Source organism: Flavobacterium pectinovorum (assembly GCF_006438875.1).
Taxonomy (GTDB): Bacteria; Bacteroidota; Bacteroidia; order Flavobacteriales; family Flavobacteriaceae; genus Flavobacterium; species Flavobacterium pectinovorum_A.
Map to the genome: position 1 here is coordinate 244427 of NZ_RCZH01000005.1, position 15559 is coordinate 259985.

Annotated in this window: 17 protein-coding genes; 2 read left to right on the forward strand and 15 right to left on the reverse strand. The window is 31.1% G+C overall.

The annotated features are described in order from the left end of the window. Window positions 1-123 precede the first annotated feature (123 nt). Window positions 124-2397: a TonB-dependent siderophore receptor gene (locus tag EAH81_RS09245; protein ID WP_140506184.1), complete on the reverse strand. Its 2274-nt coding sequence runs from the start codon at window positions 2395-2397 to the stop codon at window positions 124-126. 286 nt (window positions 2398-2683) lie between these two features. Beyond that, a complete protein-coding gene (locus EAH81_RS09250; protein WP_140506186.1) occupies window positions 2684-3409 on the reverse strand; it encodes a hypothetical protein in 726 nt (241 codons plus the stop codon). A 190-nt stretch (window positions 3410-3599) separates the two neighbouring features. On the opposite strand from EAH81_RS09250, the gene EAH81_RS09255 reads away from it, so the two are divergent. Beyond that, complete coding sequence (locus tag EAH81_RS09255; protein WP_140506188.1) at window positions 3600-4760, forward strand: MFS transporter; 1161 nt, start codon at window positions 3600-3602, stop codon at window positions 4758-4760. Between the two features lie 143 nt (window positions 4761-4903). Here EAH81_RS09255 and EAH81_RS09260 read toward each other — a convergent pair whose 3' ends face one another. The 8 genes from EAH81_RS09260 to EAH81_RS09295 all read right to left on the reverse strand — a co-directional run bounded on the left by EAH81_RS09260 (window position 4904) and on the right by EAH81_RS09295 (window position 11707). After that, window positions 4904-5527: a hypothetical protein gene (locus EAH81_RS09260; protein WP_140506190.1), complete on the reverse strand. Its 624-nt coding sequence runs from the start codon at window positions 5525-5527 to the stop codon at window positions 4904-4906. 25 nt (window positions 5528-5552) lie between these two features. Continuing rightward, window positions 5553-6014, reverse strand: a complete 462-nt coding sequence (locus EAH81_RS09265) for a hypothetical protein (RefSeq protein ID WP_140506192.1) — start codon at window positions 6012-6014, stop codon at window positions 5553-5555. Further along, window positions 6015-6518: a hypothetical protein gene (locus tag EAH81_RS09270; protein ID WP_140506194.1), complete on the reverse strand. Its 504-nt coding sequence runs from the start codon at window positions 6516-6518 to the stop codon at window positions 6015-6017. A 4-nt stretch (window positions 6519-6522) separates the two neighbouring features. After that, a complete protein-coding gene (locus EAH81_RS09275) occupies window positions 6523-6999 on the reverse strand; it encodes a DUF6265 family protein (RefSeq protein ID WP_140506196.1) in 477 nt (158 codons plus the stop codon). A 278-nt stretch (window positions 7000-7277) separates the two neighbouring features. Further along, complete coding sequence (locus EAH81_RS09280) at window positions 7278-9593, reverse strand: type IA DNA topoisomerase (protein ID WP_140506198.1); 2316 nt, start codon at window positions 9591-9593, stop codon at window positions 7278-7280. Between the two features lie 420 nt (window positions 9594-10013). Then, window positions 10014-10544 (reverse strand): hypothetical protein, encoded by a 531-nt coding sequence (locus EAH81_RS09285; protein WP_140506200.1) that lies wholly within the window; start codon window positions 10542-10544, stop codon window positions 10014-10016. A gap of 195 nt (window positions 10545-10739) precedes the next feature. Continuing rightward, the gene (locus tag EAH81_RS09290) at window positions 10740-11225 is read right to left on the reverse strand and encodes a DUF3592 domain-containing protein (protein WP_140506202.1); all 486 of its coding nucleotides are present in this window, start codon (window positions 11223-11225) and stop codon (window positions 10740-10742) included. 53 nt (window positions 11226-11278) lie between these two features. Then, the gene (locus tag EAH81_RS09295; RefSeq protein ID WP_140506204.1) at window positions 11279-11707 is read right to left on the reverse strand and encodes a copper resistance protein NlpE; all 429 of its coding nucleotides are present in this window, start codon (window positions 11705-11707) and stop codon (window positions 11279-11281) included. A 255-nt stretch (window positions 11708-11962) separates the two neighbouring features. Here EAH81_RS09295 and EAH81_RS09300 point away from each other — a divergent pair, with 255 nt between their 5' ends. Then, window positions 11963-12748 (forward strand): DUF5995 family protein, encoded by a 786-nt coding sequence (locus EAH81_RS09300; RefSeq protein ID WP_140506206.1) that lies wholly within the window; start codon window positions 11963-11965, stop codon window positions 12746-12748. 59 nt (window positions 12749-12807) lie between these two features. On the opposite strand, the gene EAH81_RS09305 is transcribed toward EAH81_RS09300, so the two are convergent. From EAH81_RS09305 to EAH81_RS09325, 5 genes are all read right to left on the reverse strand, one after another. Beyond that, window positions 12808-13155: a type II toxin-antitoxin system PemK/MazF family toxin gene (locus EAH81_RS09305; RefSeq protein WP_140506208.1), complete on the reverse strand. Its 348-nt coding sequence runs from the start codon at window positions 13153-13155 to the stop codon at window positions 12808-12810. After that, entirely contained in the window at window positions 13155-13604 is a 450-nt protein-coding gene (locus EAH81_RS09310; RefSeq protein WP_140506210.1) for a hypothetical protein, read from the reverse strand. Before EAH81_RS09310 ends, EAH81_RS09305 begins: the two co-directional genes overlap by 1 nt. A 102-nt stretch (window positions 13605-13706) precedes the next feature. Beyond that, window positions 13707-14210 (reverse strand): hypothetical protein, encoded by a 504-nt coding sequence (locus EAH81_RS09315; RefSeq protein WP_140506212.1) that lies wholly within the window; start codon window positions 14208-14210, stop codon window positions 13707-13709. Between the two features lie 36 nt (window positions 14211-14246). Then, window positions 14247-14807 carry a YdcF family protein gene (locus tag EAH81_RS09320; protein WP_140506214.1) on the reverse strand — a complete coding sequence of 187 codons (561 nt, stop codon included), beginning with the start codon at window positions 14805-14807 and terminating at the stop codon, window positions 14247-14249. Between the two features lie 31 nt (window positions 14808-14838). Next, window positions 14839-15234: a hypothetical protein gene (locus EAH81_RS09325; protein WP_140506216.1), complete on the reverse strand. Its 396-nt coding sequence runs from the start codon at window positions 15232-15234 to the stop codon at window positions 14839-14841. Window positions 15235-15559 lie beyond the last annotated feature (325 nt).

Here is a 15559-nt window from a genome sequence, read left to right on the forward strand (position 1 = left end):
GATGAGATAATAATTATCTGCCTGACAAAAGTACTATAATTAGAACATTTTCTTTTGCGAAAACAAAAAACCTCATTTAGAAATAAATGAGGTTTTGGTAATAAAAATCTAATTCAAATATTTTTAGAACTTGTATCTTAAGCTTGTCAAAATCTGACGAGGCGCAATTGGATTTACACTGTAATTTTCGTGAACAGTGTAATTCAATTCGTTTGTAATATTTGATAATTTACATAAGATTGAGATCTTTTTCCAAGTATAACCAGCTGATACATCTATTGTTGTGTAAGCTTCTAATGGAATTTCTCTATCCCAGATTCCGTTTGGTTTAGTAGAGTCGTATTGATTGTTCCAACCACCAGTTCTTTTTCCAATATAATTTCCGATTGCTCCAACAGAAACGCCTTTAAAGAAACCATCCTGCAACGTATAAAAGAAACTTAAATTTGCTGTATTAGCAGGAGTTCTTGCTAAACGATCACCTTCTATAAAACTTCCGTTTAATCCGGATGTTTGTGTATAACGCATATCATTATAACTGTAACCTGCAATAATGTTTAAACCTTCAGTTGGTCTTGCTGTAAGATCAATTTCGATACCTTTACTTTTAGTTTCTCCACTTAAAACTTTTACGTTAGTGTCAATATTTGGAGTTGTTCCGTCTGCTTTAAATTCAGCAGTTTGTGCTAAGTTACTGTTAGTGATTTGATAAACAGTAAAGTTTGCACTGAAAAGTCCGCGCAAGAAATCTGTTTTGATTCCTGCTTCATATTGGTCAATAATCGATGGAGCAATTGGTTTTAAATCTGCAGTTGTTCCTGTATTAGGTGTAAATGAACTTGAGTAACTACCAAACAAAGAGATTTCTTTTATTGGCTGGTAGATTAATCCAAATTTTGGAGAAAAAGCATTATCCAGTTTTTTACTACCAACAACAGGTGTCGCTTTTTCCGGGCTTACAGTTTGAGCACCGCTAACAAGTGTTTCTTTGTAAGTTGTTACTTCAGCTTCTTGCCAAGACCAACGAACACCTGCTAAAACTTTGAATTTATCTGTAATAGAAATCAAGTCTTGAAAATAGGCGCCAAAACGATTGGTTTCTGTTTTTGCGATTTGAGTAGCTCTTGCATTCGGAATATCGTTTCTTTGTGTCGAAGGATCGAAATCAAAAAGATTGATAGTATCATAAAGACTCGGATCATACTTACCATTTACCTTAACTGCTTTTTCGTTAAAAGCATAAGTATAAGCAGTTGCAAATGAATTTTCCCAATCTACACCTGTAAAGATCTGATGTTTTACAGATCCGGTATTGAAGTTTCCCTGAAGGCTTAATTGGTCTCCAAGAATTTGTTCTAAGTTTTTTGTCTGACTTAATCCTCTATTCCAGTAACCAGGAATTGGGTATATTTTAGTATCATCTAAATTAGATAATTGAGCTGTTGATTTTTGAGTTCTGTTATAATTCTGGAATGAGCTATTAAAATTAAGTTTCCAGTTTTTATTGAAATCATGATTTAATAATACAGATGCACTTGCAGATTTTGTATTACCATTAGACCAAAGAGAACCGTAAAAAGCATTACGTGGTAAATCAAGAATTTGTTTTCCTATAATTCCTGTACCAAAATCCGGAGTCCAGTCTGCAGTTAAATAATCTCCCTGAACTGTAATTTGTGTTTTAGGACTGACAGTGAAAAGTAAGGATGGATTTACATATACACGCTCATTTTTTACAACATCTCTAAAACTTTCAGAGTTTTCATAAGAACCATTGATTCTAAAAGCAATAGACTTATTAAGAGGTCCGTAAAAATCAAAAGAAGGCTTGTAGAAGGAGTAACTTCCCATTTGCATTGAAATTTCACCACCTTTTTTGAATGATGGTGTTTTAGTTACCAAATTTAATATACAACCCGGAGCAACATTTCCAAATAATAATGCAGAACCACCTTTTAAAAATTCCACTTTTTCTAAACCTGAAACATCAGGAATAGAACCTGCATTATAACGAAATCCATTTTTAAACATATTGTTAGTAGACATGTCATATCCTCTGGAAAAGAAAGATTCCTGAGCTCCTCCACGGGCAGAACCTACATAAACTCCATTAGCGTTTTTTATAACTTCGCTTAAACGAACCGCTTGCTGTTGCTCTATAACATCAGAACCTATAATTTGTATACTTTGAGGGTTATCCATTGGTTTCAAACCAGAACGAACAGCAGTAACAGGTTTTGGTTCTTTACCTTTAGTAACAATTACTTCATTAAGAATTTCTCCTTTTTTATTTTTTACAGTATCATTTACAGTTGAACCGCTTTCTGTACTTGTATATTCCTGACTATAAGATGCAAAACTTATCAAAGATAAAGCAAGTAGTAAATTATATTTCATGGTATTTATTTAGATTTAATAAAAATAACTTTTTGCAAATATAAGGTCTCATAAATGCTTTAACAAAATTTTTAGAGATATTTCGGTACTTAAACCTTTCTTAGTTCTTTCTTAAGATTGGCTTAAGATTTTGTGTTTTTAATTTTAATTATCTATTAATGCAGAATGATTCTAAAGAGTGATTGGAGTTTTAAATTACTTTTAGGCATAAAAAAAAACCTTATCCAAAAGACAAGGTTTGATTGAAGATGAACTTCTTATTAAAACTGAAAAATGCAGTTGAAAATTATTTAACTGTTATTAAGTAAGTAGCCATTTTCCAGATTTCATCATATTTTTTGCCATTATGTTCTCCGGCAGCTTTCTCCGTATAAGCAAATTCTACCATATAGTTTCCTGGCCATATTGGTGTAAACGAAGTTTCTCCGTTTTCATTACTCCACAATTCTTTTTCCCAACCGTTTGGCGCAATTACTTTCATTTTTTGTTTTTTCGCTGCTTTAGCTTCATATAGAGCGTCTATATTTAAGACGGCTTTTTGTTTGGCAGTTGCTGCATCTTTAGAATACAAACTAATAATGTTTGTATTTGTAATAGCTTCATTTCCTTTTGCAGTATTCCCAACAGTAACTGTAGCACTTGAGTTATAATCTAACTTCATAGTTCCGTAAACATCTTTTACTGTATGGTGCATTACTACCGTATAAACACCATCTTCATCCGGTGTAAAAAAAGCTTGATATTTATTTTCTAAAGCTGTTGCAGTAAGCTTAGTTTCTTTTTTCGACGGACTAATTACAACCAACGAAAAATCTTTTAAATCAGAAAACCATTTTGCAGAAGCCGTAATGTCGTTATCTGAAAATTCTCCAAAGAAAACGGAAATTTCCTGTGCTTTTCCTTTTGTTCCGGTTGCTTTAGTTTCGATCCAAAGTGCGTGGGCGAATAGAGCAGGACTTGCAACTAACATAAATAGTAAAAATGCTATAGATTTTAAATTTTTAGATTTCATAGTATTAAATTAAGGAGTTAATGTTTATTATCACAAATGTAAAGTTTAATATTATTTAAACAATTTTTATTTAGAATAAATATTAATAATGATTTTTAAGGTTATAAATTAAACTTAAAATTAGAAAGGATAATCTCTATAAAGATTGTCTCTAAAAGCTTAATTTTGCAGCATTAAATTGAGTTATTAGATGATTTTACCCTTTTTCAAAAAAATACAAAATACACCCAGAGGATTCCGAATAGCCAATACTGTGTTTTTTTTCCTTTCCGGATTTGGATATTCTTCTTGGGTTTCCCGAATTCCGCATATAAAAGCACAATTACATTTATCCGAAGCTCAATTTGGAACTGTTTTATTTGCTTTCCCAATAGGTTTAATGCTCACAATGCCTTTTACAGGAAAGTTATTGAATAAATACAGTAGCCGCTACATCATGTTATTGGGAGCAATCATGTTTAACATCGTTTTGTCTTTGCCAGGTTTGGCTGCTTTTGTATGGCAGTTGGTTATTATACTTTTGATCTTTGGAGCTTCTCGTAATATTTTTAATTTGTCTATTAATGCGCAATCTCTGGAGGTTCAAAAATTATATCCACAATCTATCATAACTCGTTTTCATGCTGTTTGGAGTATAGCCGTTTTTGCAGGCGCAGGTTTAGGTTATGTAATGGTCACCAAACATATTGCGCCATCACATCATTTATTGGGAGTAAGTATTTTTATGATGGCTCTTACGTTTTGTTTTTACCCGTTGAGTATTCATAATGAACCAGTACCGGTCAAAAAGAAGTTCTTTTCGATGCCGGAAAAAAACCTGATTAAGTTTGCCATCATTTGTTTTGTTTCAATGGCTTGCGAAAATACAATGTACGATTGGAGCGGTATTTATTTTCAAAATATATTGCATGCTTCGCCAAAGTTAACCAGTGCTGCATTTGTATTTTTTGCAACAGCGGTAACTTTAGGACGCTTGTTTGGAGATTATGGAGTAATGAAATTTGGTACGAAACGGATTCTGCTTTACAGCGGTATTTTGATCACTTTAGGATTTTTAATTTGTTTCTTATTTCCATTTATTTATCCAACTTTTTTCGGCTACATCTTAATCGGAGTTGGGGTTTCCTGCGTGGTTCCGTTGGTATTTAGCATTGCTGGAAGATCATCAAAATTAAGCAGCGGATCTGCATTAACTTCGATATCTACAATTGGTTATCTGGGGTTTTTATTGGTTCCGCCAATGGTTGGTTTCATATCTGAATATTTAAGTATGAAATGGGCGTTTCTGGTAATGGCGGTTTTAGGTGTATTGATGATTTTTATGGTGAATAAAATCGGGGAGAAGGAATAGGTTTTTTTGAAGTTGCTGAGGTGCTAAATATTGTAGGGCTGGACTTCAGTCCAGTTTAACAAAGATTAGATTCACGAGTAAGAAGGTAACACCAGCAAAAGAAATAAAATATTCCAAAAAAACACAGAATCATTGGTTCTTTTTTATTCTTGATTTTCAATTTTAATATTTTTTAGTTTTTTAGACTTATAAAAATTTTCTTTTTGAAGGCATTTCTTGTTGGTATTAATGATAATTTCAAATGATTGATTTTTTAGATTGCCAACATAGATAATCGGAGAGTTTTTATCATTTTCAGTTTTTTCATATCCAACTAAAAGAAACTTATTTTCATTGATCCAAATGACATCTTCAAAATATTTGGAATATTCATTATAGGCAATTCGTTGCCAAAGTTTCTTATTTATTTCGCAAAAATATATAGCTTGCCCGACATCAATATTAGAATAATATTTCTCGTTTTTCTTTTCAAGATTGAGTTGGTAACTGTAGATATCGATGAATTTATTTTTATTTTCAGAATATGAAATTATCGGATCATACAATTGCTGAAATTTTTCTAATTTTTTTACATTTTGTTTTTCTACTTTTTCAAAGTCAGCAATACTGTCAACTTTTATAAAATCGTTCCAATCAAAATTCTCAAATGAATTTGTCCAATCTGGAATATTCTTGTCTATTACAACTCTTAAATCTTTGACTTGTAAATTTTGGGATTGAATAGAATTTATCAGGAATAGAAAAAAAACAATAATTATATTTTTCATTTTTTAAATGGGGGATTTATTAAAATTAATTCTTTATTTCACTAAGATAATCTTTCCAATTCTCTTTATCGACAATATAAGAATATTGAAAACCATCTTCATAGATTCTTACTTTATCTTTAAATTCGAGAGTATCAACATAAAAAAGATCGAGTTCTTCTTTTTGATTTAAAAAACGAATCGAATAAATAGCTGTTGAACAACAACAATATCCAGTTTTTTCAGCATTTGTAAATACTTCGTTAAAAGCTTCAATTTGTTTTCTATTTAAAGCTTTAAATTCTTTTTTAGGAGTAAAAGATTCAACATCACTAACTCTTTTTTTCGTTACGGCTGTATCGTAAAGTTTAATAATTATTGTGCTGCTATTTGAGATTGTTCTATTAAATGAAAAATTATCAATTAAGTTTTCAATCGTACTTTGGGTTTTATTGCTGCAACTAAAAATGGAAAACAAAACAAAAAATAAAATAAAGTATTTTTTCATTTAGTTTATTTTTTGATATTGATTTTGGATAATTCTATTTGTCCATTTCGAAAAGAAAATTATAAGTGCAATAATCAATAAAATTGAGCCGTTGATTATAAATTTTGATTGATAATCATTTGTAAATCTACCAACTGATAAATATGATCGAATATAATCCCAGCCTAGAAGATCAAATCGGTATAAAAGATAAATTAATGTGAGAACGATGAAGCTATTTAAAATAGACCATTTTTTTATCTTTGAGATTAAAATTGAGATTATAAATGCAAAAACAATTCCTGCTAAAACAGCAACACTTGGCCAAAAACTAAACAAAGCAATGGCTCCTGGAGTTATTCCATATTTTTCCTGGTTGTCAAAAACATTTCTAGCACCATGAATTTTTGTAAGTTCTAATATTTTTATACTGTAAAGCCATGAAAACGGCTCAAAAGAAAATATAATAAAATAGCTTGCAATGAAAGGAAAAATTATCTGAACATAATTTATTTTCTTTGTCATTGATTTATTTTTTAGTCATAACAAACTTCTCAGAACTTACTTTCCCATCCAATTTCCCTGAAATCTCAGCTGTTAAAGTATTATTTGGACCTTTTGTATACGTGATTTTTTGAGGATAATCGTGTTTTGGATTTTCGAAAACCAATTGTTTGTCCGATTCTGCGGTTGAAGGGAACGCGACAGATTTATCATCATTTTGACCTTTTACGGTAGCAAGATACGTTAAGGTTTCGCCTTTTTGAGCCAAAACAATATTCTCGAAATGAAGTGTGTCTTTTCCTTTTATAAAGTAAGAGGCAGCGCTAAAAGTACTGTCGTTTAGTTTTTGCCAGTTTTCAGTAAGAACTCCGTCTGGAGAAGTATTTTCCCAGTTTCCGATAAGCCAGTCTGCTATTTTGATTTTATCTTTCTCAACAGATTCCTTTTTTTGACAAGAAACAACCGAAACTAAAAGTATTAAAAGAGTAATTTTCTGAAACATATATTTTGATATTTGATGTTAAATTAAAAAGCTAAGTTATTAAAAAAAAGTTAGCAACAAATTATACGAATTAGCGCGAATTATTATTTAAATTCTAAATGGAAAAGTTGCCAAAGATTACAAGATTAAAATGTTTATTTTTAACGCAGATTTAAAAAAGATTTAAAAAAGATTTAAGCAGATTTTCGCAGATTTTTATAATTAAAAATCAAAATTAAATCTGCGCAAATCTGCAGAATCTGCGTGAAAAAAATCATTTTAATATTTGGTAAAAAAATCTATACACTTGCTTCTAAAATGGAATAAACCAGTTCTTTAGTTGGTTTTTGATCCTTTAGTTTGGCTCTTACGTCATCAAAAGTGACTTTAAAATCACAACCTGATTTATAATTGCTGCATCCATAAGCGGTATTCCCTTTCATGATGGTTCCTTTTTTACATTTTGGACACGTTAATGCATCTGATGTTGTAGCAGATTTTGCCTCTGATTTTGTTTTTGGAGCCGTTTTTTTTGTCTCTAATTTAAGTTTGTAATTTTCTTCAAAACGAATCAAACCTTCCACAGTTCCGGCATCGGTTTTAAAGCCTTTTATATTGACTGTAGAACCTTTTTGAACTAATCTTAAATATTGACTCTCCGTTATTTTTTTTTCTGCAAAAGTATAAGGCAATAGAAAATCACAACCCGCTTTATAATTACCACATCCGTAAGAAGATTTTCCTTTTATAAGCGTTGCTTTTTTACATTTCGGACAGGTTTCTGCCAAAATCCCTGCGGCTTTCTTTTGCTCTGTTTTTACAACTTGTTTTTGGGTTGCGGTTGCATGCGAAATATTGGCGTGCCTGGTTTCGCTTCTTACTTCGGTTACTAAAGCCTCGACCATACGCTTCATGTTTTTGATAAACGCTCCAGCGGTAAAAGTTCCTTTTTCGATATCTTTCAACTGCTTTTCCCAAGAACCCGTCAATTCAGCCGATTTTATTAACTCATTCTGAATCGTATCAATAAGCTGAATTCCTGTTGGAGTTGGTAAAACTTGTTTTTTGTTTCGAACAATATATTGACGTTTAAAAAGTGTCTCGATAATATTCGCGCGGGTTGATGGACGTCCAATACCATTTTCCTTCATCAATTCGCGTAAATCTTCGTCATCAACTTGTTTTCCTGCCGTTTCCATGGCACGCAGTAAAGTTGCTTCCGTAAACTGATTGGGTGGTTTGGTTTCTTTTTCAAGAAACGAAGGTTCATGCGGACCTTTTTCTCCCACAACAAAACTGGGTAAGAGATCGGCTTCTTTTTCTTTTGCGTTTGGATCTTCAAATACAACACGAAATCCCTTTTTTAAAATTTCCTTTCCCGTGGTTTTGAACATTACATCAGCAGCTTTTCCAATTACTGTGGTATTGGCAACGAGACAATCATCATAAAAAACCGCAATAAAACGTCTTGTAATAATATCGTAAACTTGCTGCTGATTGAACTGCAAATTAGATTCTATTCCGGTTGGAATAATTGCGTGGTGATCCGTAACTTTTTTATCGTTGAAAACTTTAGGTGATTTTTTAATTTTTTTCCCTAAAAGTGGTTGTGTTAATTCGGCATATTTAGATAGTTTTTGCAGAATTCCCGTTACTTTCGGATAAATATCATTTGGTAAAAAAGTCGTATCAACTCTGGGATACGTAACTACTTTTTGTTCGTACAAAGTTTGTACAATTTTAAGCGTTTCATCTGCCGAAAATCCAAATTTTGTATTGCAATATACTTGTAAACCTGTTAAGTCGAATAACTTTGGAGCAAACTCATTTCCGTTCTTTTTTTCGACCGAAACAATTTCGAATTCACTTTCTTTGACTTTATTGGCTAATATTTCTCCATCTTCCTTTTTCAGAAAACGTCCTTCTTCATAGCTAAAAAGTGTTTCTCTGTATAAAGTCTGCAATTCCCAATAAGGTTGAGGTTTGAAATTTTCAATTTCTTTCCAACGATCTACAACCATTGCCAATGTTGGCGTTTGCACACGTCCAATTGACAATACTTGTTTGTAACCACCATGTTTTACGGTGTATAAACGTGTGGCATTCATACCTAATAACCAATCGCCAATGGCTCTGGAAAATCCGGCATAGAATAAATTATCGTAATTGGCAGATGGTTTTAAATTGTCAAAACCTTCTTTTATGGCTTCGGTAGTTAGGGACGAAATCCATAAACGTTGTACTTCGCCTTTGTAATTTGCTTCGTTCATCACCCAACGTTGGATCAGTTCTCCTTCTTGCCCGGCATCCCCGCAGTTTATCACGACGTCGGCTTTATCGAACAGACTTTTAACAATTTTAAATTGCTTTTGGATACCTGAATTTTCCACCACTTTGGTTTCGAATTTATCAGGAAGCATTGGCAAATTGTTCAAATCCCAGCTTTTCCAGTGTGGTTTGTAATCGTTAGGTTCTTTTAAGGTACATAAATGTCCAAAGGTATACGTTACAGCATAACCGTTGCCTTCGTAATATCCATCATGCTTGGTATTGGCTCCCAAAACGGATGCTATTTCTCGTGCTACACTTGGTTTTTCGGCAATACAGACCTTCATTTTTTCTCCTTCTTATTTAATAGGCGAAATTAGGGATTTTTTATAAGAAAGGAGCAAAGGTTCTTAGGAACAAAGGCACAAAGGTTTAGTTTGTTTAATCTCGCCATCTCGATAGTCTGCGGAAGCGAAGCCACAAACTTTAACTTAAAATAATGATTAACTGTACTGTTACTGTTTCGAACGATGAGAAATCACACAAGAAACTCAGTTCCTTAATTCTCCAATCTTTGTCGAATTACGTGTGTGATTTACTTCGTCTGTTCGCTATCGCTTGAGTCTCGTTCCTCGAAATGACAAATTAAACGAAAATGTTATTATGAAAATGATTGCCTAGCCCCGATAGAAGTGGAAATCCTTTTGTGGAGCTTTAGCGGAACAAAAGATTATAACGAATAGCGGGATTAGCTCCTAAAAAAAATGTTAGGAAAATAGAGAATTTATCAGTCTAATGGTTGAATTTAATTTATACAGATGGTAACCCGAGCCACTTATAAAAGACTTAGAAATCATAAAATAAATTAAAACAGTTGGCAAACTAAAAAGTAGAATATAGTTTTGCAAATCAAATTTTGGCTTTCCAATTTTTTCAATAAAATCCTTGTTCCAGCTTTTGTAATACAGTAAAGCATAAGATCCGGATAAACTTATCGAAATTGCGCCCAAGATTGAAATTGGTATTATTCCGTTACTGATATTTGATAATGGAAGAATAATGACAAAAAAAAGAAATAGTGCAGCAAACAAAGAAAGACAAAAGATGAATGTTGATTTATTTTGTTTTGGATAAGTTTTTAAGTTATGTTCTAAGATTTTGTTTTTAGCGCCTTCAATCAATGTTTCAAAATCGGATGAATTTACTTCTTGTTGCTCTAAAAACTTTTCAAGATCATAGTCATCGTAACCAATATTTATTTTGTCAATAATTGCTTCTGTAATTTTTTTATTTGGCATGTGCATTATTTTTTGATCTAAGAATGAACTTTAATTTATATCCCAAAAGCTCCGTGATTAGAAATCTATATTATACAAAGGCAAAGTTGTATTAATTTTAGTCGAATAGAATATGGTTCAAGCGCTTTTGTAAAGTTAACAAGTTTGGAAACTTTCTACTCCAATTTTGGGTTTTAAGAACAAAGTATTGGTAATTTAATGCTCCATATTTAGAAATCCCAGAATATTACCAATTCCAATACCAATAAAAATTAAACTTACAGCTATTACAAATATTATGGTTCCGTAATTAAAACTTTTCTCGGTTTTTATAACAAATTTTTCGGGATTTTCTAAGCTGTAAAGTATTCTAACGTTTTTATTTATGTCACCTTTATAAGTTCTAAATTTACTCAAGTCTGATGCTGCGTAATAATGTGGTTTACCTTTTAACAGTTTTCCTTCGGGAGATAGAAATTCAATAATTGGTGTTTTGTAGCCTTCATTGTCGGACTCATGTGCTAAAATTTTTCCCATGGTTTCAATTCCTTTTTTGCTGATATAATTTAGAAAAATTAGACTATCAATTCCATAATATAATAGTAGAGTTCCCAAAATTAAAAAACAAACTACAGGTCTATAGAACATAAAGAAAACAAAAAGGATCATTATAATTATAGAATATTCTTTTTTTAAATTCATGGGAATTTAGTTCGTTTAAGCAATTTTGCATTACAAGAAATTTCTGTTACATTTTATATTTTAAAAATATCATTTTTTTGCATCCACGGGATTCCAGATTCCAGAAACGTAAGTCTTGTTTTTACTATTTGATCTGTTTTGTCTTTAGGATTTTTGGTTACAAATCTCGCTGTAGATTTATTAAAATCCAAAGTATATTTTTCGTCAAAGTCATCTTGTTTATTGGTCGAAAAAGTAATCATATTGTTTTTTGCGCTCCATTTCCCTTTTCCGTATTTATTTACTTCAGGAGGAATTCCGCCTTGCATTTTTGTGTACGAATGAAACACAAATGGTCCATCTTGATTTAAGGTCAATTTATATTCAATTGTATGTTTTCCTTCTTCACTAAGTGAACGAGTATAGTCACCGGCAAAATTGTTCGATTGTGCACATAATGTCAAATTGAAAATAAAAAGTAATATGGCAAGTATTAGTTTCATGGGTTTTGGTTATTATGTTTAAATGCAGATTAAAAGTTTTCCCAAAATTAACTCGTTTAAAATCAATTCCCTTACGTAAAACCGTAAAGACTATTTTAAAATGATTAGAGCGTTAGGCGAAGTCAGTCGATTACAAATTTAGGGTATGAATTTTTGGTATTAAAATAAAATAACAGGATAATTGCTTCAAAAAAGACTCTTCACCAGATTAAAAGAATTATATTCGTTCTACCAAAAAAATAAACCTAACCAATTATGAAACAAGCAACTACTATAGACGAAGTAATTCAGTTTTTGGATGAAATAATAGAAAAATCAAAACTGGAGCAAAGCAATCTCGGTTTATTTGCTACGTTATATCGGGAAGTTACCGTAAAAGTAAAAGAAGGTATTCAGGATGGTTCTTTTCAAAATGGCGAGCGAATGGAAAAGTTGGATATTATTTTTGCTAATCGGTATATAAAAGCCTATTATCAATATAAAGCCAAAGAAAAACCATCAGAATGTTGGGGATTTGCCTTTGAGCAAGCAGAAGATTTTTGGCCAATAGTCCTTCAGCATTTACTACTGGGAATCAATGCACATGTGAATCTTGATTTAGGAATTGCCTCGGCTCAAGTTAGCACAATCGAAGATATAGAGAGTTTAAAACACGATTTTGACCAAATAAACGCCATTCTTAGCAATCTAGTTGCAGGTGTCGAAAAATGCTTAATCAAAATTTGGCCAACGCTCACGATAATCCTAAAATGGACAGGCAAAATAGACAATTTTTGTATTGATTTTAGTATGGAAACTGCCAGAGACGGCGCCTGGAAATTTGCCAATGAATTTGTGGCAGTTCCCGAAAATCAAAGAGAAGCGTGTACACAACTAAGAGACGGAAGAATAACTGAAATTGCCCGATTGGTTTCAAACCCCGGATATTTTGTCAGTGCGGTTTTCAAATTCATTCGCTTATTTGAAAGAGGAACTATTACTCAAAAAATAATCGATATGCAGATAATCGAACAAAAAAATATGGAATGTGCTGTTGCTTAATTCAAGATTGTGTTCCATAAGTTATGTTCGTGCAAACTTTAGGGAATTGTAAAAAAAAATTAACGCAAAGCCACAGTTTCTATATGAGTAACAAGTCTTTCAATAAAATTTAATTTCATAGAATTTCTGTTACCATTTGTAATTATATCCTCATCACTTACATTTGTTATTAGGTGACAACGAGCCTGTGAAAATTCGCCATCTCCTTGTTTTACTAACATTTCATCTGTAATTTCAAAAGTATATTGATCCTTTGACTTCATATGAGTTATCATGACACAAATGTATAATCCGTCTTGTTCATATACGTCGTCATTAGATATTATTATTACGGGATGTGGTTTAGAAGATTCGTTGTATGGCAATTCAAAAACAATTTCTATAATATCACCTCTGTTAAATGCCATTAATCTACAAGTTTAGATAAATTACGCTTATTTATTTTTGAAATACCATTTAATATTTCGTCAGGTGTTTTTGTAACTGCAACATCTTTGTAAGCGATCTTGTGAAGTTTGCTTTCGAATTTGTACAAAGTCTTAAATAAATAATTAAATTTTTCACTTAATGAGTCATTATCAAAGTAGTTATCTTTTTTAAGATCTTCATTAATTATATAAAAATCGGCGATTATTTTTTTTGTATCAAATAATAATTTTTCGGCGTTTTGTTGATCTAATTCTTCAACGTGCAAATATGAACCCTCTAATTCAAGTATAAAAAAATCTAATTTGCTGCTTATTTTTTTTGCAAATCTCTTTTTGACAAATGATAAAATGCCAATCAAGAAACTAGGATGTCTGGTTTCTTGTACAATTGGCTCAGCCATTTGGTTTATATCTAATGTCAATAACATAGCAAAGGATTTAATTTACAAATGTAGTATAAATTTTATTTTTTAGTGTTTCTATTTTCTTAATTTCTGTCTTTGAAATTTTTTGTTTAAGTATTAATAATATTATCCAACGATACCAAACTCTATATCCTCGATTAATGAACCCCAAAAGTAGGCGTTATCATTTTTCAATAAATCCGGATCAATTTCTAACAATTGTGTTTCTAAAAATTTAGCGTACTTTTTAAAATTAGAATTCTCTCTATAAGCACCAAAATGTTTATTTGGAATAACATTTTTCCACAAATGATTGTACGTGTATAATTGCAGAAACAGATGTTTGAGTGATTTTGCTAGGAAGTAATTAAGATTGTTTTTTGTAATATTTCGGGATTCTAAATTAAGAATAATATTATTTTCAGAATGGACTTTTCCAATTACAATTTCTGATGGAGATAATAAAGAAATATCATTTGTAAAATGAAAATCCAGAATATTATTGGGTAAACCAATCTCAGTAATAATTGCAATTTCTTCAGTGGTTAATGTTTCGCTGCTAATAAAATTAATGTCTCTTTTTATTAAATTAGGACCAAAATAGTTTAATATTTGGTTTTCAAATATCATATGGGTTTTATTTTAATGAATTAAAATTTATCATTTTTATTGCGTGTAGTAACCCACAAATTCTCTTAGTAAAGAATATACATCTTTGAATTCAAAGTAATTTGGACTCACGCCATTAACATTTTGAAAGTCACGTTTTTTGAATAACATTTTTGTTCTCGTGATATGAAAATATTGTGATACTACGATTATGCTTTTAAAGTGTAAACTATCTCGTAATTTAGTTACATTCTCTGTCGTTGCACGTGTATTGTTTCCTAAATTGTCTACGATTATTGCAGCGTCAGGAACTTTATTGGCAACTAAAAATTCTTTCATTTTGTCGCCTTCATAAAAACCTTCTTTGCCAAAACCGCCACTTACAATTATTTTTTTTACACGCTTATTTCGATATAAATTTAGCCCGCATTCTAAACGTTTTTCAAGACGTTCAGATAATGTTCCGTCTTCGTTTACTTTGCTGCCCAGAATAACGGCAACATCTGCACTTTTTCCGTTATCATGCAAACCATCAATTGTGATAAATATGGTATGCGCCATAAACCATATTAAAAATAGAATAGGAAGATATTTAAATACTTGTTTCCAGTTTTTCATAGAATGATTTTACAAAATATTTCTTCATTTTTTAAATTTTATCCCTAATTGCGACAACAATTTCTTTATAATTATCATATTGATCAGGGCTAATTAATAATTCTTCGCCATTTTCAAGAAGTATTGTACTTTCAAAATAACCGGTAGTTATTTGTCCTGCATCACTATAAGATCCTTGAATGCGTTCTGTTCGAATATTTACCATAAACGAAAAAGGAATAAATTCTGTTTTCTGTGAAGCTAAACTTATTTTTTGTAAGCCTTTTTCTAAAACAATAATTTCAGTGACTGAACGAAGTTTATCAATGTGAAAAAATATACTCAATGCTAAAAAAATAATTGATCCTAAGCCTACTATAAAATCTTCAGTTCGAAAACTATTAAAAAAACTAGAAAGACAAAAGAAATCAAATATGATATAAAACATGTTAATTCTAATTAAATAAAGGGTTCTAAATTTCGAATGTATTTTCATTTAATGCAAAGAATATTTTTAATAGTTATAAGTCTGATTCAATTTTTTCTCACTTGCGAAAATGAAAATTTTGAAAGTATTATAAATCTTTAATTAAATCGCCTGGATTTATTTTTAAAGATTGAGCGATTTTGAAAATTTATTTAAGACGAATATAAAGTTAAAAATTCGAACTCTAATTATTTTTTTTGATGCGTTCAGTTTTCGGTTACATACGACCGATTGTTTACAATCACTTAAAAGTCATCTATTACTTGTAGTTTTGTTTGGAAGAAAA